Raw genomic sequence first — 20,630 nt, 5'->3', positions numbered from 1 at the left:
CGTGACCAGCCCCGGCCCTCCCGGCCTCGACGCACTGCGCCCCCGGCTGCCCTCGCCGGTGCGGGAGGTCGTGGACGGCCGGTTCGATCGCCGGGGCGTCCGGCTGCTGCTGAAGCGGGACGACCTGATCCACCCGGAGCTGATCGGCAACAAGTGGCGCAAGCTGGCACCGAACCTCGCGGCGGCGGCCGGCCGTACCGTCGTCACCTTCGGCGGCGCCTGGTCCAACCACCTGCGCGCCACGGCCGCGGCCGGCCGACTGCTCGGCATCCCCACGGTCGGTGTCGTCCGCGGCGACGAGCTGGCCGGCCGGCCCCTCAACCCGTCGCTGGCCCGCTGCGCGGCCGACGGCATGCGGCTGCACTTCGTCGACAGGACGACCTACCGCCGCAAGTCCGAGCCGCGGACCCTGGCCGGGATCCTGCGCGCGGCGGACGCCGAAGAGGCGTACGTCGTCCCCGAGGGCGGCAGCAACGCCGAGGCCGTGCGCGGCTGCCGGGCGCTCGGTGCCGAGCTGCGCGGCCGGGCCGAGGTGGTCGCCGTGGCCTGCGGCACCGGCGGCACGCTGGCGGGCCTGGCCGCCGGTCTCGCCCCCGGGCAGCGTGCCCTGGGGGTGCCGGTCCTCAAGGGCGGCTTCCTGACCGCCGACACGCAGACGCTGCAGCGGCAGGCCTTCGGCGGGCCGCGCGGTGCCTGGAGCCTGGACGACCGCTTCCATTTCGGCGGCTACGCGCGCGTGCCCGCGGAGTTGGAGGCCTTCGCGGCGGACTTCGAGCACCGGCACGGCCTGCCCGTCGAGCGCCTGTACGTCGCCAAGCTGCTGTACGGGCTCGTCGCCCTGGCCGAGGAGGGCGCCTTCCCGCGCGGGACGACCGTGGCGGCCGTGGTCACCGGCCGCCCCTTCCCGTAACACCCGGCCCGTAGCTACGCCGCCTCCCGGAAGGCCGCCGCCTCCTCCAGGTCCAGCCTGCGCAGCAGGGTCCGCAGCATCTCGTCGTCGATGTACCGGGCGTCCCGGAGCTTGACGAACACCTCGCGCTCGGCGCTGATCATCTCCCGCGACAGCCGCCGGTAGGTGTCGTCGACGGACTCCCCGGTGACCGGGTTGGCCTGCCCGAGCCGCTCCCAGACGGCGTTGCGGCGGCGCTCCAGGACGGTGCGCAGCCGGTCGGCGAGCGGGGCGGGCAGGGCGTTGCGCTCGTCGGAGAGGAGTTCGTCCAGGCGCCGCTCGGCGGCCCGGGAGGCCTGCGCCTGGGCGTTGGCCTCGGCGAGCGTCTCGGCCTGCGCGTCCCGCCCGGGGAACTTCAGCAGGCGGATCAGCGGGGGCAGGGTCAGTCCCTGCACGACCAGGGTCCCGATGACCGTCGTGAAGGTCAGGAACAGGATGAGGTTGCGGTGCGGGAAGGGCTCCTCGCCGTCGTGCATGGTGAGCGGGATGGAGAAGGCGATGGCCAGCGAGACCACGCCGCGCATCCCGGCCCACGCGATGACGAACGGCCCCTTCCAGGAGAGGCGCTCCTCACGTTCCCGGACCCGGGCCGACAGCAGCCGCGGCAGGAAAGCCGCCGGGTACACCCACACGAACCGGGCCGCGACGACCACCAGGAAGACGGCGACGGCGTACCAGGCGGCCTCGACGCCCTCGTACTCCCCCAGCCCCCGGAGCACCACGGGCAGCTGGAGGCCGATCAGCGCGAACACCGCCGACTCCAGCACGAACGCGACCATCTTCCACACCGCCTCCTCCTGCAGACGCGTGGCGAAGTCGACCTCCCACGCGCGGTGTCCCAGGAAGAGCGCGACGACCACGACCGCGAGGACCCCGGAGGCGTGCACCTGCTCGGCGGCGGCGTACGCGACGAACGGGATCAGCAGGGAGAGCGTGTTCTGCGGCAGGGCCTCCTTCACGTGCGTGCGCAGCCAGTGGATCGGCACCATCAGCACCAGTCCGACCAGGACGCCGCCGACCGCCGCGAGCAGGAACTCGCCGATGCCCCCGGCCCAGGTCGCGCCCTCGCCGACGGCGGCGGCCAGGGCGACGCGGTAGGCGGTGATCGCGGTGGCGTCGTTCAGCAGGGACTCGCCCTGGAGGATCGTGGTGATCCGCGCCGGCAGCCCGACCCGGCGGGCCACGGCCGTGGCCGCGACCGCGTCCGGCGGCGCCACCACCGCGCCGAACACCAGGGCCGCCGTCAGCGGCAGGTCCGGCACGATCAGGTACAGGGCCCAGCCGACGACGAAGGTCGCGAACAGCACGTACCCGACGGACAGCATCGCGACGGGCCGCAGCTGCGCCCGCAGGTCGAGGTACGAGCTGTCGGTGGCGGCCGTGTGCAGCAGCGGGGGCAGGATGAGCGGCAGGACGATGTGCGGGTCGAGGGTGTAGTCGGGCACCCCGGGGACGTAGCTGACCACCAGCCCCGCCGCCACCAGCAGCAGCGGCGCCGGCACCGGCGTGCGCCGCGCGGCGGCGGCGATCGCGGCGCTGCCCGCCACCAGCAGCAACAGTGGCATCACGTCCATCGTTCTCGCCCACCCTCTTTTTTCGACGCGGTCTTCCGCTCGCCCGTCGTAACCTGGCAATCATGAAACAGTGCACGCATGCCGAAGCGCTGCCGCACCCCGAGCCCGTCCCGCTCAGCGAGACGTGTCCGGAGTGTCTGGCGGAGGGCATGGATCCGGTGCAACTACGGCTGTGTCTCAGCTGCGGTCACGTCGGCTGCTGCGACTCCTCGCCGGGACGGCACGCGACGGGGCACCACCAGCGGTCCGGTCACCCCGTGATGCGGACCCACGAGCCCGGGGAGACCTGGCGGTGGTGCTTCGTCGACCATGTCCTGGTGTGAGGCGACAGGACCCCGGCGGCGGACGGTTCGACCGTCTGACGTCTGGGTACGTCAACCCGGCGCGCGCTCTTCCCATTTGGGCCCGCCCAACCCCTAGACACGGAGCGTGTCCACAGGTTTACTGTGAGTGACGGCAAGGGGTTGGGGTCCCGGGGACAGGACCGTCGAGAGCGCGATAGCGTCACCGCTGAACCACGTATCGCGTTACCCCCGGGGGGCGACCCTCGGTCCTAGAACGCTTGTACCACCATGGAGGTGAGGGTGTCCCAGATCGCAGGCGAGCCCGCGACCCAGGACTTCGTGGAAGTCCGGCTGCCGGCCGCGGGTGCCTACCTGTCGGTGCTGCGTACGGCCACGGCCGGTCTCGCGGCCCGTTTGGACTTCACCCTCGACGAGATCGAGGACCTGCGCATCGCGGTGGACGAGGCCTGCGCGATCCTGCTGCAGCAGGCCGTGCCCGGCTCGGTGCTCAGCTGTGTCTTCCGCCTCGTCGACGACTCACTCGAGGTCACCGTCTCGGCACCGACCACGGATGGTCACGCCCCCTCGCGGGACACGTTCGCCTGGACCGTCCTGTCCGCCCTGGCGGGCAAGGTCTCCTCTGCCGTGGACAAGGACAAAACCGTTTCGATCAGCCTCTACAAACAGCGCGGCGCGGGACCCGGGCCGGCGTGAGGAACGAGGACGGGCCGGTGCGGGACGAAGAGCGCAGCACACGAGAGCTGCCGGCCGAGGGCACAGGCACGGGCGCGGGCACCCCGAGCGGGGCCCGGCCCATGGCGGACGGCATCGACGGCATCCCCGAACAGGCCCGCCCGCATCCGGAGGACGACTCCACGGGAGCCGTCCTCCCGGGCGGCGGGCGGCAGGAGCGGGACAGTGCCGTGCGGAGCGCGCCTCCGGGCGGGGGGATCACCGCATCCCCCGTCCAGGGGGGTCCTCCCACTCGCGAGAAGTCGAGAGTGGCGGAGGAGGCGAGGGCTCGGGGAAGGGCGACGGGCGGGACGATGAGCGAGCACGAGCGACACTCCGAGGACGAGACGCCGCGCGCGCACCACACACAGGGCGCGCAGCACGGCTCGCCGGACCGCAGCGGGGCGCGCGAGATGTTCCTCAAGCTGCGCACCCTGAGCAACGGCAGTCCCGAGTACGCGGAGCTGCGCAACCAGCTGGTCCGCATGCACCTGCCGCTCGTGGAGCACCTGGCGCGCCGCTTCCGCAACCGCGGCGAGCCGCTGGACGACCTGACGCAGGTCGCCACGATCGGGCTGATCAAGTCGGTCGACCGCTTCGACCCGGACCGCGGGGTGGAGTTCTCCACGTACGCGACCCCGACGGTCGTCGGCGAGATCAAGCGCCACTTCCGCGACAAGGGCTGGGCGGTGCGCGTCCCGCGCCGGCTGCAGGAGCTGCGCCTGTCGCTGACCACGGCGACGGCCGAGCTCTCGCAGTTGCACGGCCGCTCCCCCACGGTCCACGAACTCGCCGAGAAGCTGGCGATCTCGGAGGAGGAGGTCCTGGAGGGCCTGGAGTCCGCCAACGCGTACTCCACGCTGTCCCTGGACGTCCCCGACACCGACGACGAGTCCCCGGCGGTCGCCGACACCCTCGGCGCCGAGGACGAGGCGCTGGAGGGCGTGGAGTACCGGGAGTCCCTCAAGCCGCTGCTGGAGGACCTCCCGCCGCGCGAGAAGCGGATCCTGCTGCTGCGGTTCTTCGGGAACATGACCCAGTCGCAGATCGCGCAGGAGGTCGGCATCTCGCAGATGCACGTCTCCCGGCTGCTGGCGCGCACACTGGCGCAGCTCCGGGAGAAGCTCCTCGTCGAGGAGTGACAGCGAGGGGTGAAGCTGAGAGTGACAGCTCAGAAGTGACAGCTGAGCAGTGACGGCTACTTCTCCGTAGCGCCGGGGTTGCCGGGCCCGCGGATCCCGAGGGCCCGGGTCGTCTCCGGATTCACCAGCAGCACGAGCGAGGCGACGGCCACGACCGCGAGGGCGATCCCGCCCGGGATGGCCATGCTGTCGGCCTGCAGCAGGTTGTAGGCGACCGGCAACGCCATGAGCTGCGTGATGACGGCCGGGCCGCGGCTCCAGCTGCGGAGGCCGAGCAGCCCGCGCGCGGCGAGCAGCGGCAGCAGCGCGAGCACGACCAGCGTGATCCCCCCGGTCACGGCCTGCTGCCGGTCGTCGGGGTGACCCGTGAGGCCGAGGACGAGGATCCAGACCCCGCCGACGACCAGCGCGAGCCCCTCCAGCGCGGCCAGCAGCGCGGCGTACGTCAGACGGCGCGGGCGGGGACCGGTGTTCTCCGGGGTGGTGGGGGTCTGCTCACTGCTCACCCCTGAAGGGTAGCCCTCGCCGTACGCGCCCCCCGTGGGGAGGTTCACCCCAGGTCTCTTACCGGATCCCTACCTCGGTCTGGGCTCGGTACCCCCCAGTAGGTACGCTGCCAGTCATGCGTGCACTCCTCGTGGTCAATCCGGCGGCAACCACCACAAGTGCGCGCACACGCGACGTACTGATCCACGCGCTCGCCAGTGAGATGAAGCTGGAGGCGGTCACCACCGAGTACCGCGGCCACGCGCGCGACCTGGGCCGGCAGGCGGCGGACAGCGACGACATCGACCTGGTGGTGGCCCTCGGCGGCGACGGCACGGTCAACGAGGTGGTCAACGGCCTGCTGCACGCGGGCCCCGCCCCGAGGCGCCTCCCCGGCTTCGCCGTGGTGCCGGGCGGCTCCACCAACGTCTTCGCCCGCGCCCTGGGCCTGCCGAACGACGCCGTGGAGGCCACCGGCGCCCTGCTGGACGCCCTGCGCGACGGCAGCGAACGCACCGTCGGCCTCGGCCTGGCCTCCGGTACGCCGGGCACGGAGGACGAGGCGGTGCCGGCCCGCTGGTTCACCTTCAACGCGGGCCTCGGCTTCGACGCCGGCGTGGTGGGCCGGGTGGAGCAGCACCGCGAACGCGGCCGGAAATCCACACACGCTCTTTACGTACGTCAGGTCGTGCGCCAGCTTCTCGGCGAACCCCACCGCCGGCACGGGACGATCACGCTGGAGCGGGCCGGGGAGGATCCGGTCACCGATCTGGTGCTGTCCATAGTCTCGAACACCTCCCCGTGGACGTTTCTGGGGAATCGCCCGATCTACGCGGCGCCTAAGGCCTCGTTCGATACCGGGCTCGATCTCTTCGGTCTCAGCCGCCTGTCCACCGCGGCGGTTGCCCGGTATGGCACCCAGTTGCTCACTTCGTCCCCCGAGCGCGGACCCCATGGCAAGCACGCCACGTCTCTGCACGACTTGACCGAGTTCACCTTGCATTCGAAGGTGCCGCTCCCCCTCCAGATGGACGGTGACCACCTGGGCCTGCGAACGAGCGTGACGTTCACAGGCGTACGCCGTGCACTGCGTGTGATTGTGTGAGCAGAACTGGCTAAAGTCCTTTCACTCGAACGTTTAGGCCAGGATCCACCCCATGGAAGTACGGCTGTGACCTAGTCGACACCGAAGAATCAAAAAAAACTTTCCAGAAGGGGTTGTATCCGCCGCTGAGGTTTGCGAGTCTCTACGTGGCGATCGGGACGGCCCGCAACACCGGCCTCCACTGATCACCAGAACCCCTCTTCAACTCACAGGACCCACGCCAGGGAACCTGGCGGTCGGCCCTTCACTTGTTGAGGGATTCGTGAAAGCGTTCACATTCACAAGCACCTGCACGTAATACCAAGGAGAGGTAGCAGCCATGGACTGGCGTCACAACGCCGTTTGCCGCGAGGAAGACCCCGAGCTCTTCTTCCCCATCGGCAACACCGGTCCTGCGCTGCTGCAGATCGAGGAAGCCAAGGCCGTCTGCCGTCGCTGCCCGGTGATCGAGCAGTGTCTGCAGTGGGCGCTCGAGTCCGGCCAGGACTCCGGCGTCTGGGGTGGTCTCAGCGAGGACGAGCGCCGTGCCATGAAGCGCCGCGCCGCCCGCAACCGGGCCCGTCAGGCCTCCGCCTGACAACCCACCCCTGCTGACAGCCTGAGCTTGGCGGCGCGCACAGCGAGTGCGCATCTCCCGCCCCCGAGCCGCAGCGCGCAGTTCCCCCGATGCGCTTACACAGCAGCAGCGAGCTTTAAGCCCCGGGCCACCCAGTGGCCCGGGGCTCAATGCTGTGTGCGGGCCCTCGCCTGACGGGCCGGGAGCTGCTACTTCTGCGACCGCACCGGGATGTCGAGGATCACGCGGGTGCCGCGCTCCGGAGCCGGGACCATGTCGAAGGTGCCGCCCAACTCGCCCTCCACCAGGGTCCGTACGATCTGCAGGCCGAGGTTGCCGGCGGTGTGCGGATCGAAGCCTTCCGGCAGGCCGACGCCGTCGTCCTGGACGGTGACCAGCAGCCGGGCCTCCTTCGTGGTGCCGCCGCGGACCGCCGACACCTCGACCGTGCCGGTGTCGCCCTCGCGGAAGCCGTGCTCCAGCGCGTTCTGCAGCACCTCGGTCAGCACCATCGACAGCGGGGTGGCGACCTCGGCGTCGAGGATGCCGAAGCGGCCGGTGCGCCGGCCCGTGACCTTGCCCGGGGAGATCTCCGCGACCATCGCCAGGACGCGGTCGGCGATGTCGTCGAACTCCACGCGCTCGTCCAGGTTCTGGGAGAGCGTCTCATGCACGATCGCAATCGATCCGACGCGTCGCACCGCCTCTTCCAGGGCCTCCCGGCCGCGGTCGGACTCGATGCGCCGGGCCTGGAGGCGGAGCAGGGCCGCCACCGTCTGGAGGTTGTTCTTGACCCGGTGGTGGATCTCCCGGATCGTCGCGTCCTTGGTGATCAACTCGCGCTCGCGGCGGCGCAGTTCGGTGACGTCCCGCAGCAGCACCAGCGAACCGATGCGGGTGCCCTTGGGCTTCAGCGGGATCGCCCGGAACTGGATGACCCCTTCGCTGGCCTCGATCTCGAACTCGCGTGGCGCCCAGCCGCTGGCGACCTTGGCCAGCGCCTCGTCCACCGGGCCCCGGGTCGGGGCGAGTTCGGCGGTGGTCCGGCCCAGGTGCTGGCCGACGAGGTCGGAGGCGAGGCCGAGGCGGTGGTAGGCGGACAGGGCGTTCGGGGAGGCGTACTGGACGATGCCGTCGGCGTCGAGCCGGATGAGGCCGTCGCCGACGCGGGGCGAGGCGTCCATGTCGAGCTGCTGGTTCGCGAACGGGAAGGCACCGGCCGCGATCATCTGCGCGAGGTCGGAGGCGCTCTGCAGATAGGTGAGTTCCAGGCGGCTCGGGGTGCGCACGGTGAGGAGGTTGGTGTTGCGCGCGATGACCCCGAGGACGCGCCCCTCACGGCGTACGGGGATCGACTCGACCCGGACGGGGACCTCCTCCCGCCACTCGGGGTCGCCCTCGCGCACGATGCGGCCCTCGTCGAGGGCGGCGTCCAGCATCGGGCGGCGGCCGCGCGGGACGAGATGGCCCACCATGTCGTCCTGGTACGAGGTCGGGCCGGTGTTGGGCCGCATCTGGGCGACCGAGACGTACCGGGTGCCGTCGCTGGTGGGGACCCACAGGACCAGGTCGGCGAAGGAGAGGTCGGAGAGCAGCTGCCACTCCGAGACCAGCAGGTGCAGCCACTCGAGGTCGGTGTCGTCGAGGGCGGTGTGCTGGCGTACGAGTTCGTTCATGGAGGGCACGTGGCGAGCGTACCCGGGCGTTTGTACGGCTCTGAAATACCCGGACCGGGACGGTACCGCCCAGGAACGGTCGGCCGCCGGAACACCCGCGGGCCGCGGCGCCTGAGAGGGACCCTCAACCCTCCCGGCACCGCAGCCCGGAGCAGTATCGGCCGTGGGGTGTGCGGTCCCGGTCGGCCGAAGGATGAGGAGCCGGGGCAGTCAGGGCAGAGAGCCTCGGTTCCTCGATCCGCCTTCCTGTGCGGGGAAGGCGGAGGCTGGTGCGCGCTGCACACGCGCTCTCATCACGCATTGTGGACTAGACCACTCGGGGTGTCCATGCGTTGGAGGCTGTTCGTTGTTGTTATTTCCGCGACGCGTCGGACGCACGAGCGTCCAGCACGCAGCCTAACCCGTGTGGGTTCCTGTGCGGGGCCGGATGGGGAGGGCAATTTCCGCGATCGCCGCCGGCGCGCGGGTTTCAGTGGGTCCTGGTCACCTTCGCCAGGGCGCGGGGGGCGTCCGGGTCCTGGCCGCGGGCGATGGTCACCTCGTAGGCCAGGAGCTGGAGGGGGATGATCTCAAGGACCGGCTGGACCTCCTCGGCCACGTCCCGCGTCGGCAGCACGAAACCGGCCGACGCCTGTTCGACCTGGTCCCTGGGGCCGATGACGACGAGGTCGGCGCCGCGACCGCGCAGCCGGTCCAGCACGGGCTGGAGCGCTGCGCCGCCCTTGCCGTCGGTGACCACGGCGATGACCGGGGAGACGTTGTCGACCATGGCGAGGGGACCGTGCAGCAGGTCGGCGCCGGAGTAGGACAGGGCCGGGATGTAGCTGGTCTCCATCAGCTTCAGGGCGGCTTCCTTGGCCGTGGGGTAGCCGTAGCCGCGTGAGGTGATCACCATGCGCTCGGCGAAGCGGTACCGGGCGGCGAGCGCGCGCACCTCGTCCTGCCGGGCGAGCAGGCCGGCGGCGAGGTCCGGCAGGACGTGCGCGGCTGCTCCGTCGCCGCCATGCAGGCCCTCCACGAACAGGTACAGCGCGAGGAGGGAGGCGGTGTAGGTCTTGGTCGCGGGGAGGGCCTTCTCGGGTCCGGCCATGATGTCGAGGTGGTACTCGGAGACGTCCGCGAGCGGTGAGTCCGGGTTGTTGGTGACGGCCAGCGTGATCGCGCCGGCCTCGCGGGCGGCCCGGGTCGAGGCGACCAGGTCCGGGGAGCCGCCGGACTGGCTGACGGTGATGACGAGGACGTCGGTGAGGTCGGGCCGGGCGCCGTAGGCCGTGGTGGTGGACATCGAGGTGAGTCCGCAGGGCAGGCCGAGCCGGATCTCCAGGAGGTACTTGGCGTACAGGGCGGCGTTGTCGGAGGTGCCGCGGGCCGTCAGCAGGACGAAGCGGGGCGCGCGGGCGGCGATCCGCCGGGCCACGTCCCGGATCGCCGGGGCGCCGTCGGCCAGGATCCGGCGCAGGACGGCGGGCTGCTCCGCCATCTCGCCGGCCATGATCCGGCCGGGGAGGTCGCTGAGGGGGTCCGGGGTGGCGGCGGTCATGGCGGGGTCCTTCCGGGCGCGGGTCGTGCGGGCCGTGGGGGTCGTGCGGGTCGTGGGGGTCGTGCGGGTTCCATTTCACTCCCCCGGGCCGTGGAACGCCCAGGTCCGGGCGGTGCTGTTCACCTTCCGGAGACCTGGTCGGCACGGCGTCGCCGTCTGCCCGGGAGGGGCGGCCGGCACCCTGGGAGGGCGGCCCCCGCTCTGTTAGATTGGTCTAAACCACACGGCCCCTCCCCGGGTCCCGTCCCAGTCGAGCACTCCTCTCAGATCGGCAGGCCCAGCGTGGAAGTTGTCATCGTTCCGGACGCCAAGGCGGGCGGCGAGCTCGTCGCCGACGCCATGGCCCAGCTGCTCCGGCGCAAGCCCGACGCCCTGCTCGGCGTGGCCACCGGTTCCACGCCGCTGCCCGTGTACGAGGCGCTGGCGGCGAAGGTGCGCTCCGGTGCCGTCGACGTCGGGCGGGCGCGGATCGCCCAGCTCGACGAGTACGTGGGGCTGCCCGCCGACCATCCGGAGTCCTACCGCTCGGTGCTGCGGCGCGAGGTGCTGGAGCCGCTCGGCATCGGGATGGACCGGTTCACGGGCCCGGACGGCACGGCCGCGGATGTGCCGGGGGCGTGCGAGGCGTACGACAAGGCGCTCGCGGACGCCGGCGGTGTGGATCTGCAACTGCTCGGGATCGGGACCGACGGGCACATAGGGTTCAACGAGCCGTGCTCGTCGCTGGCGTCGCGGACGCGGATCAAGACGCTGACCGAGCAGACCCGGATCGACAACGCGCGCTTCTTCGACGGCGACATCGACCAGGTGCCGCACCACGTGATCACGCAGGGCATCGGCACCATCCTGGAGGCCCGGCACCTGGTGCTGCTCGCCACCGGCGAGGGCAAGGCGGACGCGGTCGCGGCGACGGTGGAAGGACCGGTCGCCGCGGTGTGCCCCGCGTCCGCGCTCCAGCTCCACCCGCACGCGACCGTCGTCGCCGACGAGGCCGCCGCGTCGAAGCTGAAGCTCGCGGACTACTTCCGGCACACGTACGCCAACAAGCCGGACTGGCAGGGGATCTGACCCGGTACGTCAGACGTCGTCGGCCGGGTCGTCCTCGGCCAGCCAGCCGGCCACCCACAGGGGCATCACCCAGTGGGTGACGAGGACGGCGATGAGCAGGGGCGCCGCGTAGGCCCTCGGGGCGTCGCCGGCGACGCCGCCCGTGATCAGCAGGGTGACCGCCGCCGCGGCCAGCAGCAGGGTCGTCACGCGGTGGGCCCGGGCCAGGACGCGGCTGCGTTCGGCCGACTGCCGCTCGTCCAGGACGTGGGCGCGCAGCTCCAGCAGGCCCCGGGTGGCGCTGTTGATCACGCCGGTCGCGACCATCCAGGGAAGCAGCAGCACCGCCATCACGGCGATGGCCCACAGCGGTTCGCCCTCGGCGAGGAAGAGGTGGGTCATCAGGCCGCCGATGGCCACCGTGAGCGTGACGTGCGCTGCGACGGCCAGCCGGCGGCGGGCCGCCGTGGCGTACCAGGCCGCGCCGCGGCGGTCGTTCATCAGCCGCAGCATGGTCCGGTCGTAGCGGGTCAGGCGTGTCGTCGTCATGGCTGGTTCCTCCCGTAGACCTCGTCAGTGAGCGGCCGGAACGGTTCGAGGGAGAACAGGGCCTCGACCGGCAGTCCGAAGAACTTCGCGATCCTCAGCGCCAGGTCGAGGCTCGGGTTGTACTGCCCCCGCTCGATGTAGCCGATGGTCTGGTAGTGGGCTCCCACTGCCTCGGCCAGGCTCTGGCGCGACACCTTCCGTTCGGCGCGCACCACGGCCAATCTGTTGTGCACCTGCTCGCTCATGTATAAGAAGTACTACATTCGGATGCAGCCTTACAACCCCATGGGACTCGGCTGGGACTTACAACCCCGTGATTCCGGCGATCACCTCGGCCGCCGCCCGGCCGCAGACGCGGGCCGCGCCGTGGGTGGCGATGTGCAGGGCGCCGCGCGGAGCGGCCTGCGGGACGCCCATCTCGACGACGATCGTGTCGGGGCGAGTGGCCAGCAGGGTGTCGAGGGCGGAGGCCATCCAGGGGTGGCGGTGTTCGTCCCGGACGACGGCCACGACGCGGCGGGCACCGGCCGCCTGCAGGGCCGCCCGGCCGGCGCTCCGCCCGGCCTCGCTCTCCGTGCCGTCCCCGGCGGAGAAGCTCCCCGTCACCGTGCCCGGCAGGAGGTGGACGAGTTCCGCGGCGACGCCCCACGGGGTCTCGTCGCCGACCGCGATGTTGGCGACGGGGGTGAGGGCCGCGACGTAGGGCGGTTCGGTGAGGGCGGTGAAGGCCCCCGGGCCGCCGAGTCCCGGTGCGGGGGTCACCGTGAGGGCGCGGCGGGCGGCCTCCAGGCCGATCTCGCCGCCGGGTGTGCCCCCAGGTGAGCGGCCCGCCGAGCCGGCCCAGCCGGCCAGGGCCCGGACGCGCTCGGCCGCGTCGGCGAGGCGTTCCTCGGGGAGTTCGCCCGCGCGGACCGCCGCGACGAGGGCGTCCCGCAGGCGCAGCACGATCGCGTCGTCGGCCAGGCCGCCGCCGACGCAGATCGCGTCGGCGCCCGCGGCGATGGCGAGGACGCTGCCGCGTTCGATGCCGTAGGTGCCGGCGATGGCGCGCATCTCCATGCCGTCGGTGACGATGAGGCCGTCGTAGCCGAGTTCGCCGCGCAGCAGCCCGGTGAGGATACGGCGGGAAAGCGTGGCGGGGCGGTCGGGGTCCAGGGCCGGGACCAGGATGTGGGCGCTCATCACGGCCCGGGTGCCGGCGGCGATGGCCGCGCGGAACGGGACGAGTTCGCGCTCGGCGAGCACGTCCGCAGGGACGTCGATGCGCGGCAGGGCGTGGTGGGAGTCGACGGCCGTGTCGCCGTGGCCCGGGAAGTGCTTGGTGCAGGCGGCGACTCCGGCGGACTGCAGGCCCGTGACGTAGGCGGCGGTGTGCCGGGCGGCCAGGCCGGTGTCGGCGCCGAAGGAGCGGACGCCGATGACCGGGTTGGCGGGGTTGGAGTTCACGTCGGCGGAGGGGGCCCAGTCGAGGTTCACGCCGCAGGCCGCGAGACGCCGGCCCAGTTCGTGGGCGACCTGGTGGGTCAGCTCCACGTCGTCGACCGCGCCGAGGGCGTGGTTGCCCGGGAACGAGGAGCCGGACCGCACCTCCAGGCGGGTCACGTCGCCGCCCTCCTCGTCGATCGCGACGAGGACGTCGTCGCGCTCGGCCCGCAGCTGGGCGGTCAGTGCGGCGAGTTGGGCAGGTGAGGTGATGTTGCGGCCGAAGAGACCGACGGAGGCGAGTCCCTCACCGAGGCGGCGCAGCAGCCAGTCGGGGGCGGTGGTGCCGGTGAAGCCGGGCTGGAGGACGGTGAGGGCGTCGCGGGTGAGTGTGTCGGTGCCGCTGGCGAGTGTCGTCATCGGGTGGGGTCATCCCTTCACGGCGCCCGCGGTCAGGCCCGCGGCCATCTTGCGCTGGACGAGGAGGAACAGGGCGACGATCGGCACGGCCATCATCGTGGCTCCGGCCATCATCGGGGCGTATTCGGTGCCGTGCTTGGTGGTGAAGTTGCCGAGCCAGACGGTCGCGGTCTGGTTCTTCTGGCTGAGGAGCATGAGGGCGTACAGGTACTCGTTCCAGGCCTGGATGAAGCCGTAGACCGAGGTGGCGACCATGCCGGGGGCCAGGAGCGGGAAGACGACCCGCAGGAAGGCGCCGGTGCGGGAGCAGCCGTCGACCATGGCCGCCTCCTCCAGTTCCTTCGGGATGTTGACGATGAAGCCCCTGAGCGTCCAGACCGTGAACGGCAGGATGAAGGTCAGGTACGTGATGATCAGGCCGGTGAGCCGGTCGTACTGGCCGAGGTCGTTGAGGAGCAGGAACACCGGGATGATCATGGCGACCAGGGGGACCATCTGGACGGCCAGGATCCCGACGATCACGATCTTGCGGCCGCGGAAGGCGAACCGGGAGATGGCGAGCGCGGCCAGCAGCCCGACGGCCATGCCGATGACGACCACCGCCAGCGACACCACCAGGCTGCGCCCCACGGGCCCCCAGAAGTCGGCGATGTCCAGTGCCCGGCCGAAGTTGGTGAGGGTGAGGCCGGTCGGCAGCAGGCTCGGGTCGGGGTCGATGGCGTCCTCGGCGGGCTTGAACGCGGTGTTGAGCATCCAGTAGAGCGGGAAGCCCGCGGTGACGAAGACGAGGAGGCCGAGGAGGTTCCACCAGAGCTTCGGCGCCCGGCGGCCGGTCAGGGTGCCGCTCATTCGACCTCTCCGATCTTCAGCATCTGCCGCATGTAGACGGCGACCACGCCGAGCAGCAGCAGGACGGTGATCAGCGCGATGGCCGAGCCCTGGGCGTAGTCGTTGACGACGAAGGCACGGTCGTAGGAGTAGGTGTTGAGGACCTGGAACTCCGGCTCGGGGTGGCCGTTGCGCATGACGAACACCTGCGGGAAGACGCCCATGTCCCAGATGACCGACAGGGTCGTGAGCATCACGATGATCGGCTTGAGGACGGGCAGGGTGACGTAGCGGAAGACGCCCCAGGAGCCGGCGCCGTCGAGCCGGGCCGCCTCCTCCAGTTCCTTCGGGACCTGGGTGAGGCCCGCGCTGAGCGTGATGACCACGAACGGCACGGCGCCCCAGACGACCAGCAGCATGATCACGGCGAGGCCCTCGGGCCCGCTGGCGAACCAGTTGTGGCCGATCATGTCGACGCCGGGCAGCTTGCTGAGCAGGGCGTTGAAGACGCCGTAGTCCGAGTCGAAGAGCCACTTGAAGACCGTGGTCGCCACGATCACCGGCATGCCCCAGCTGGCCACCAGCACGATGTTGATCAGTATCTTCAGCCAGCCCGAGACGCGCTGGAGCAGCAGCGCGAGCGCCATGCCGATCACCATGGTGAAAACGACCGCGCCGCCCGCGAAGATCACGGTGCGCAGCACGACGGCCCAGAACTCGCCGTCGCCGAGCACCTTGGCGAAGTTGTCGAAGCCGACCGACTCGGCCGGCTGGAAGCCCCACAGCTGGGACTGCCCGAACTTCTGGAAGGACAGGGTGACCAGGCGGGCCAGCGGATAGCCCATGACCAGGGCCAGGATCAGCAGGCAGGGCGCGAGCAGCAGCCAGGGGACCGCGGCCCCGCCCGACGGCCGGCTCACCCGTGGCAGCTCATCGGCGGGAGGTGGCGGTGCCTGCCGCGGTGGCGGCACCTTGGCGGGAATGTGGGTGTCTGCGGCACTCATCGCGCGCTCCTCGGCGGTCCCTCAGGTCTTGACGACGGCGGGGCCCCACCGGGTGGGGCCCCGCCCGTAGGTCACTTGGTGTTGATGACCTTGTCGATCGCGGCGTCCGCCTCCTCGGCGGCGGCCTCGACGGACTTCTTGCCGGTGCCGATGCTCTGCAGCATGGTCTGCAGGATCTGCGCCTTCTCGACCTGGCCCCAGCCGGGGGCCATCGGGACGAACCAGTTGGACTCGGCCGCGGTGGCGGGAACGGCCGTCTTCGGGTCGTTCTTCAGGGTCGCGAGGTCGGTCTTGTTGTTGGGCAGGTTGCCCTTGGCCATCAGGCCCTTCTGCCCGGACGAGCCGGTGAACGCGTTGATCCACTCGGCGGCCAGGGCCTGCGCGTCGGACTTCACCGGCACGGCGAGGTCGGAGCCGCCCAGGAAGACGGGCATGTTCTTGCCGGACGGGCCGGGCATCACGAAGTTCTCGAGGTTGCCCTTGAGCTTGCCGGTCTTGTCGTTCTTCGGGTCCTCGGCGGTCGCGCCCTCCCAGGCGGCGGCGAAGATCATGGCGGACTTGCCCTGGCCGTAGACGATGTACCGGTCGGACTCGTCCTTGGTCTTGTCGCCGTGCATGTACGTGTCGACGACGTTCTTGAACTCCTTGAGGCCCTTGAGGGACTCGGGCGAGGAGAGCGAGGCCTTCCACTGGCCGCCCGACTCGGTGGCGATGGCGCCGCCGGCGTCGTAGACGAAGGACATGGCCGCGTACCAGTCGCGGGTGGGCTGGTACCAGGCGCTGAACTTGCCGCCCTGCTTCTGCTGGATCTTGTCCAGGGCGGCGGTCAGTTCCTTGTACGTCTTCGGGGGCGTCTTCACGCCGACCGAGGCCGCGAGGTCCTTGCGCCAGTTGGCGACGCGGCCGCCGGCGTAGTACGGGACGCCGTAGGTCTTGTCCTCGTAGGTCACCGAGGCCTTGAGGCCGTCCAGCCAGGCGGAGGAGTTGTCGAACTTCGCCGGGTCCAGTGGGGCGAAGGCGCCCTTGACCATGTAGCCGAGCATCTCGGTGTTGCCCATCTCGACCACGTCGGGGGCCTTGTCCGTGGCGAGGACGGCGTCGAGCTTGGCGTTCTTGTCGGGCCAGCCGTAGTACTCGTGGTTGATCTTCAGGCCGGGGTGCTTCTTCTGCACCGCTGCGTCGGCGGCCTTCACCAGCTCCGGCCAGTTGTTCTGCGCGTCGACGGTGAGCCAGACGGTCAGCTCCTTGGCGTCCGCGCCGCCCTTGTCCGAACCTCCGCCGCCCTCGCCCCCGCACGCCGCGATGGAGACCATCATGCCCGCGATACCGATCGCGGCTGTCAGCTTGCGCTTCACGCCACCCTCCTCAGGGATGCCCACCCAACCCGCCGGGCCTGGACCAATGGTGTAGACCAGTACGGGGAGCTTGGATCAGACCAGAAAGCCTGTCAAGGGCCTCGAGACGGCTCTGACCAGCCGTTATGCGACCTACATATGCAGGAACCTTTAAGTAAGAACCCAGCGAAAACCCGGTCGGGCACGGCATACTGCGGGTAGACCACAGCAACGGGTGGACTAGACCAAAAGAGGCGCCGACGGTATACAGGTGGGATCGTGTCGGCGGACCGAGCCGGGAAGGCGGAGCATGAGCACCGACGTCAGCAGTGCGGAGAACGAGAGCGGGGCACCCGTCCGTACCGCACGCGTGCCCAAGTACTACCGCCTGAAGAAGCACCTGCTCGACATGACGGAGACCCAGACGCCCGGCACGCCGGTCCCGCCCGAGCGCACGCTCGCGGCGGAGTTCGACACCTCGCGCACGACCGTGCGCCAGGCGCTGCAGGAACTGGTCGTCGAGGGCCGGCTGGAGCGCATCCAGGGCAAGGGCACGTTCGTCGCCAAGCCCAAGGTCTCCCAGGCGCTGCAACTGACCTCGTACACCGAGGACATGCGCGCCCAGGGCCTCGAACCCACCTCGCAGCTGCTGGACATCGGCTACATCACCGCCGACGACCGCCTCGCCGGCCTGCTCGACATCACGCCGGGCGGACGCGTGCTGCGCATCGAGCGGCTGCGCATGGCCAACGGCGAGCCGATGGCCATCGAGACCACCCACCTCAGCGCGAAGCGCTTCCCCGCCCTGCGCCGCTCCCTGGTGAAGTACACGTCCCTCTACACGGCGCTCGCCGAGGTCTACGACGTCCATCTCGCCGAGGCCGAGGAGACCATCGAGACGTCCCTGGCCACTCCGCGCGAGGCCGGCCTGCTCGGCACCGACGTGGGCCTGCCGATGCTGATGCTGTCCCGGCACTCGCTGGACCGGGAGGGCGGGCCGGTGGAGTGGGTGCGGTCGGTCTACCGGGGCGACCGGTACAAGTTCGTGGCCCGCCTGAAGCGGCCCCAGGAGTAACGGACCGACGGCGCGTTTTTGGATACCGCATTACGGACGAGGGGTTCCGCTGTCGGCACACCCTGACCTAGATTGCCTGCGCATTACACAGGTGATCACTTGAGGGGACGGAGCCGCCTGATGTCGCAAGCCCCAGAAGCCAGCAGAGGGCCGGTGGTGACGCCGATGCGCGTCGTCATCGCCCTCTGTCTCATAGCGCCCTTCGTGGCCATGCTGTGGGTCGGCTCGTACGCCAAGACCGACCCGGCCTTCATCGGCATCCCGTTCTTCTACTGGTACCAGATGGCGTGGGTGCTGATCTCCACCGCGCTGACGATGATCGCCTACAAGCTGTGGCAGCGTGACCAGCGCGCCCGTCGGGGAGGTACGCGATGAAGGACGGCGTGAACGGCGTCGCGCTCGCCGTCTTCATCTTCTTCTTCCTGCTCGTCACGGTCATGGGCTTCCTGGCCGCGCGCTGGCGCAAGGCCGAGAACGAGCACAGCCTGGACGAGTGGGGCCTGGGCGGCCGCTCGTTCGGCACCTGGATCACCTGGTTCCTGCTCGGCGGCGACCTGTACACGGCCTACACCTTCGTCGCCGTCCCCGCGGCGATCTACGCGGCGGGCGCGGCCGGCTTCTTCGCGGTGCCCTACACGATCCTGGTGTACCCACTGATCTTCACGTTCCTGCCGCGTCTGTGGTCGGTCTCCCACAAGCACGGCTACGTGACGACCTCCGACTTCGTGCGCGGCCGCTTCGGCTCCAAGGGCCTCTCCCTGGCGGTGGCGCTGACCGGCATCCTCGCGACCATGCCGTACATCGCGCTCCAACTGGTCGGCATCCAGGCCGTGCTGGACGTGATGGGCGTCGGCGGCGGCGAGAACACCAACTGGTTCATCAAGGACCTGCCGCTGCTGATCGCGTTCGGCGTGCTGGCGGCCTACACGTACTCGTCGGGTCTGCGGGCACCCGCGCTCATCGCGTTCGTGAAGGACACGCTGATCTACATCGTCATCGCGGTGGCGATCATCTACATCCCGATCAAGCTGGGCGGCTTCGACGACATCTTCGCCAAGGCGAGCGAGGCGTACGGCCAGACCAACCCGGCGACGGGCGCGCCGCGCGGTGCGCTGGTGCCGCCGGAGGCGGGCCAGTGGACCTACGCCACACTGGCGTTGGGCTCCGCCCTGGCCCTGTTCATGTACCCGCACTCCATCACGGCGACGCTGTCCTCGAAGAGCCGCGAGGTGATCCGCCGCAACACCACGATCCTGCCGCTGTACTCGCTGATGCTGGGCCTGCTCGCGCTGCTCGGCTTCATGGCGATCGCGGCCGGGGTCAAGGTGCAGAACGGGCAGCTGGCGATCCCGCAGCTGTTCGAGACGATGTTCCCGGACTGGTTCGCGGGCGTCGCGTTCGCGGCGATCGGCATCGGCGCGCTGGTGCCGGCGGCCATCATGTCCATCGCGGCCGCGAACCTCTTCACGCGCAACATCTACAAGGACTTCATCAAGCCGGACGCGACGCCCGCGCAGGAGACCAAGGTCTCCAAGCTGGTGTCCCTGCTGGTGAAGGTGGGCGCGCTGGCCTTCGTCCTCACCATGGACAAGACGGTCGCCATCAACTTCCAGCTGCTGGGCGGCATCTGGATCCTGCAGACCTTCCCGGCCCTGGTCGGCGGCCTGTTCACGCGCTGGTTCCACCGCTGGGCGCTGCTCGCGGGCTGGGCGGTCGGCATGATCTACGGCACGGTCGCCGCGTACGGCGTCGCCTCGCCGACCCAGAAGCACTTCGGCGGCTCCTCCAAGGAGATCCCCGGCATCGGCGAGATCGGCTACATCGGCCTCACGGCGTTCGTCCTGAACGTGGTGGTGACGGTGGTCCTGACCTTCGTCCTCAAGGCCCTGAAGGCCCCCGACGGCGTCGACGAGACCAAGCCGGAGGACTACACGGCCGACGCGGGCGACCCCGGGGTGCAGGTGGAACTCCCGCCCGCCACCGCCGGTTCCGCGCACTGACTCAGGGGCGCGGGGAACTGCGCGAACAACCACACACAACCCCGGACCGGGCCGCCGTGATCAAGAACCACGGCGGCCCGTCGTCGTACACACTTCCGCCATGGACCTTCTCATCCGCCCCGCCGAACCCACCGAGTACGAAGCGCTCGGCGACATCACCGCCCACGCCTACCTCCAGGACGGCCTCCTCGACTTCGGTGAGAGCGACGCGTACCTCCACGAGCTGAGGGACGTCGCCAAACGGGCAGCCGCCGCCGAGGTCCTGGTCGCGCTCCGGGGCGGCGAACTGCTCGGCGGCGTCACCTTCGTGCCGTCCGGCGGCCCCATGGCCGACATAGCCCGCCCCGGCGAGGCCGAGATCCGCATGCTCGCCGTTTCCCATCGGGCCCGCGGGCAGGGCGCCGGCGAGGCCCTGGTCCGCTCCTGCATCGACCGGGCACGGGCCACGGAGGGCTGCGTCCGGATCGTGCTGTCGACCCAGCGGACCATGCACTCCGCCCACCGCATCTACGAACGTCTGGGCTTCGTCCGCACGCCGGAGCGGGACTGGAACCCGCTCCCGCACCTGGACGACATCACGCTGCTCACTTACGAGTTGACGCTCTGAAGTCATCCACGACACAACATATAGGGGCGTGATCCTCACCCGGCACAAGATGTATGCTCATGCTCGCTGTCGCCGCAGGGGAATCCGGTGCGAATCCGGAACTGTCCCGCAACGGTGTACCCATGCCCGTATATAGGTGCATGGGCGTCAGTCCGAGGACCTGCCGACAGCGCGCCCGGCCACCCGGCCGGTGTGCCTGACGTCCGGGCCTCGCGGAATGGGCCGGTGGACGCGACGCCGCGTGCGCTCGTGTGCTGCCCCCTGCCCTCGGCGAGGCCCCCCTGCCGAGCGAGGGAGAGC

General features: G+C 70.6%; 21 protein-coding genes and 1 riboswitch. Of the genes, 11 read left to right on the top strand and 10 right to left on the bottom strand.

What is annotated here, in order from left to right; genetic code table 11:
* The first annotated feature begins 1 nt into the window (after nt 1).
* Nucleotides 2–910, top strand: a complete 909-nt coding sequence (locus tag C1703_RS26725) for a pyridoxal-phosphate dependent enzyme (protein ID WP_114255237.1) — start codon at nt 2–4, stop codon at nt 908–910.
* Nucleotides 911–924: 14 nt separating this feature from the next.
* On the opposite strand, the gene C1703_RS26720 is transcribed toward C1703_RS26725, so the two are convergent.
* Nucleotides 925–2,523: a Na+/H+ antiporter gene (locus tag C1703_RS26720; RefSeq protein WP_114255236.1), complete on the bottom strand. Its 1,599-nt coding sequence runs from the start codon at nt 2,521–2,523 to the stop codon at nt 925–927.
* A gap of 62 nt (nt 2,524–2,585) precedes the next feature.
* On the opposite strand from C1703_RS26720, the gene C1703_RS26715 reads away from it, so the two are divergent.
* The 3 genes from C1703_RS26715 (at nt 2,586) to C1703_RS26705 (ending at nt 4,681) form a co-directional block, all read left to right on the top strand.
* Entirely contained in the window at nt 2,586–2,846 is a 261-nt protein-coding gene (locus C1703_RS26715) for a UBP-type zinc finger domain-containing protein (RefSeq protein WP_114255235.1), read from the top strand.
* Nucleotides 2,847–3,107: 261 nt separating this feature from the next.
* Complete coding sequence (locus C1703_RS26710) at nt 3,108–3,521, top strand: hypothetical protein (RefSeq protein ID WP_003992877.1); 414 nt, start codon at nt 3,108–3,110, stop codon at nt 3,519–3,521.
* Nucleotides 3,522–3,538: 17 nt separating this feature from the next.
* The gene (locus tag C1703_RS26705; protein WP_198678279.1) at nt 3,539–4,681 is read left to right on the top strand and encodes an RNA polymerase sigma factor SigF; all 1,143 of its coding nucleotides are present in this window, start codon (nt 3,539–3,541) and stop codon (nt 4,679–4,681) included.
* Between the two features lie 56 nt (nt 4,682–4,737).
* Here the strand turns inward: C1703_RS26705 and C1703_RS26700 are convergent, their stop codons facing one another.
* Complete coding sequence (locus C1703_RS26700) at nt 4,738–5,187, bottom strand: hypothetical protein (protein WP_114255233.1); 450 nt, start codon at nt 5,185–5,187, stop codon at nt 4,738–4,740.
* Nucleotides 5,188–5,303: 116 nt separating this feature from the next.
* On the opposite strand from C1703_RS26700, the gene C1703_RS26695 reads away from it, so the two are divergent.
* Entirely contained in the window at nt 5,304–6,272 is a 969-nt protein-coding gene (locus C1703_RS26695) for a diacylglycerol kinase family protein (protein WP_114255232.1), read from the top strand.
* 319 nt (nt 6,273–6,591) lie between these two features.
* Nucleotides 6,592–6,849 (top strand): WhiB family transcriptional regulator, encoded by a 258-nt coding sequence (locus C1703_RS26690; protein WP_003992873.1) that lies wholly within the window; start codon nt 6,592–6,594, stop codon nt 6,847–6,849.
* Between the two features lie 188 nt (nt 6,850–7,037).
* Here the strand turns inward: C1703_RS26690 and C1703_RS26685 are convergent, their stop codons facing one another.
* Together C1703_RS26685 and C1703_RS26680 are read right to left on the bottom strand one after the other, a co-directional pair.
* Nucleotides 7,038–8,504 (bottom strand): PAS domain-containing sensor histidine kinase, encoded by a 1,467-nt coding sequence (locus tag C1703_RS26685; protein ID WP_114255231.1) that lies wholly within the window; start codon nt 8,502–8,504, stop codon nt 7,038–7,040.
* A gap of 469 nt (nt 8,505–8,973) precedes the next feature.
* On the bottom strand, nt 8,974–10,044 hold the full coding sequence (locus tag C1703_RS26680; RefSeq protein ID WP_114255230.1) for an SIS domain-containing protein: 1,071 nt from the start codon (nt 10,042–10,044) through the stop codon (nt 8,974–8,976).
* Between the two features lie 282 nt (nt 10,045–10,326).
* Here C1703_RS26680 and nagB point away from each other — a divergent pair, with 282 nt between their 5' ends.
* Complete coding sequence (gene nagB, locus C1703_RS26675) at nt 10,327–11,112, top strand: glucosamine-6-phosphate deaminase (RefSeq protein WP_114255229.1); 786 nt, start codon at nt 10,327–10,329, stop codon at nt 11,110–11,112.
* Between the two features lie 9 nt (nt 11,113–11,121).
* Here the strand turns inward: nagB and C1703_RS26670 are convergent, their stop codons facing one another.
* From C1703_RS26670 to C1703_RS26645, 6 genes are all read right to left on the bottom strand, one after another.
* Nucleotides 11,122–11,640 carry a hypothetical protein gene (locus tag C1703_RS26670; RefSeq protein ID WP_114255228.1) on the bottom strand — a complete coding sequence of 173 codons (519 nt, stop codon included), beginning with the start codon at nt 11,638–11,640 and terminating at the stop codon, nt 11,122–11,124.
* On the bottom strand, nt 11,637–11,885 hold the full coding sequence (locus C1703_RS26665) for a helix-turn-helix transcriptional regulator (protein WP_114255227.1): 249 nt from the start codon (nt 11,883–11,885) through the stop codon (nt 11,637–11,639). The genes C1703_RS26670 and C1703_RS26665 overlap by 4 nt, the downstream gene beginning before the upstream one ends.
* 58 nt (nt 11,886–11,943) lie before the next feature.
* Complete coding sequence (locus tag C1703_RS26660; protein WP_114255226.1) at nt 11,944–13,482, bottom strand: glycoside hydrolase family 3 protein; 1,539 nt, start codon at nt 13,480–13,482, stop codon at nt 11,944–11,946.
* A 9-nt stretch (nt 13,483–13,491) separates the two neighbouring features.
* On the bottom strand, nt 13,492–14,331 hold the full coding sequence (locus tag C1703_RS26655; protein ID WP_114255225.1) for a carbohydrate ABC transporter permease: 840 nt from the start codon (nt 14,329–14,331) through the stop codon (nt 13,492–13,494).
* On the bottom strand, nt 14,328–15,314 hold the full coding sequence (locus C1703_RS26650) for a sugar ABC transporter permease (RefSeq protein WP_114255224.1): 987 nt from the start codon (nt 15,312–15,314) through the stop codon (nt 14,328–14,330). The genes C1703_RS26655 and C1703_RS26650 overlap by 4 nt, the downstream gene beginning before the upstream one ends.
* Nucleotides 15,315–15,385: 71 nt before the next feature.
* Complete coding sequence (locus C1703_RS26645) at nt 15,386–16,669, bottom strand: extracellular solute-binding protein (RefSeq protein WP_114255223.1); 1,284 nt, start codon at nt 16,667–16,669, stop codon at nt 15,386–15,388.
* A 289-nt stretch (nt 16,670–16,958) separates the two neighbouring features.
* Here C1703_RS26645 and C1703_RS26640 point away from each other — a divergent pair, with 289 nt between their 5' ends.
* The 4 genes from C1703_RS26640 to C1703_RS26625 all read left to right on the top strand — a co-directional run bounded on the left by C1703_RS26640 (nt 16,959) and on the right by C1703_RS26625 (nt 20,330).
* Complete coding sequence (locus C1703_RS26640) at nt 16,959–17,723, top strand: GntR family transcriptional regulator (RefSeq protein ID WP_114255222.1); 765 nt, start codon at nt 16,959–16,961, stop codon at nt 17,721–17,723.
* A 120-nt stretch (nt 17,724–17,843) separates the two neighbouring features.
* Nucleotides 17,844–18,098 carry a DUF3311 domain-containing protein gene (locus C1703_RS26635; protein WP_114255221.1) on the top strand — a complete coding sequence of 85 codons (255 nt, stop codon included), beginning with the start codon at nt 17,844–17,846 and terminating at the stop codon, nt 18,096–18,098.
* The gene (locus C1703_RS26630) at nt 18,095–19,723 is read left to right on the top strand and encodes a sodium:solute symporter family protein (RefSeq protein ID WP_114255220.1); all 1,629 of its coding nucleotides are present in this window, start codon (nt 18,095–18,097) and stop codon (nt 19,721–19,723) included. The genes C1703_RS26635 and C1703_RS26630 overlap by 4 nt, the downstream gene beginning before the upstream one ends.
* Nucleotides 19,724–19,823: 100 nt before the next feature.
* Nucleotides 19,824–20,330, top strand: a complete 507-nt coding sequence (locus C1703_RS26625; protein WP_114255219.1) for a GNAT family N-acetyltransferase — start codon at nt 19,824–19,826, stop codon at nt 20,328–20,330.
* A gap of 23 nt (nt 20,331–20,353) precedes the next feature.
* Nucleotides 20,354–20,513: riboswitch (cobalamin riboswitch) on the top strand.
* The last annotated feature ends 117 nt before the right edge of the window (nt 20,514–20,630 follow it).

Source organism: Streptomyces sp. Go-475 (assembly GCF_003330845.1).
GTDB lineage: Bacteria > Actinomycetota > Actinomycetes > Streptomycetales > Streptomycetaceae > Streptomyces.
Note: the sequence above shows the minus strand (reverse complement) of the source record. Positions and strands in the feature narration are given on the sequence as shown.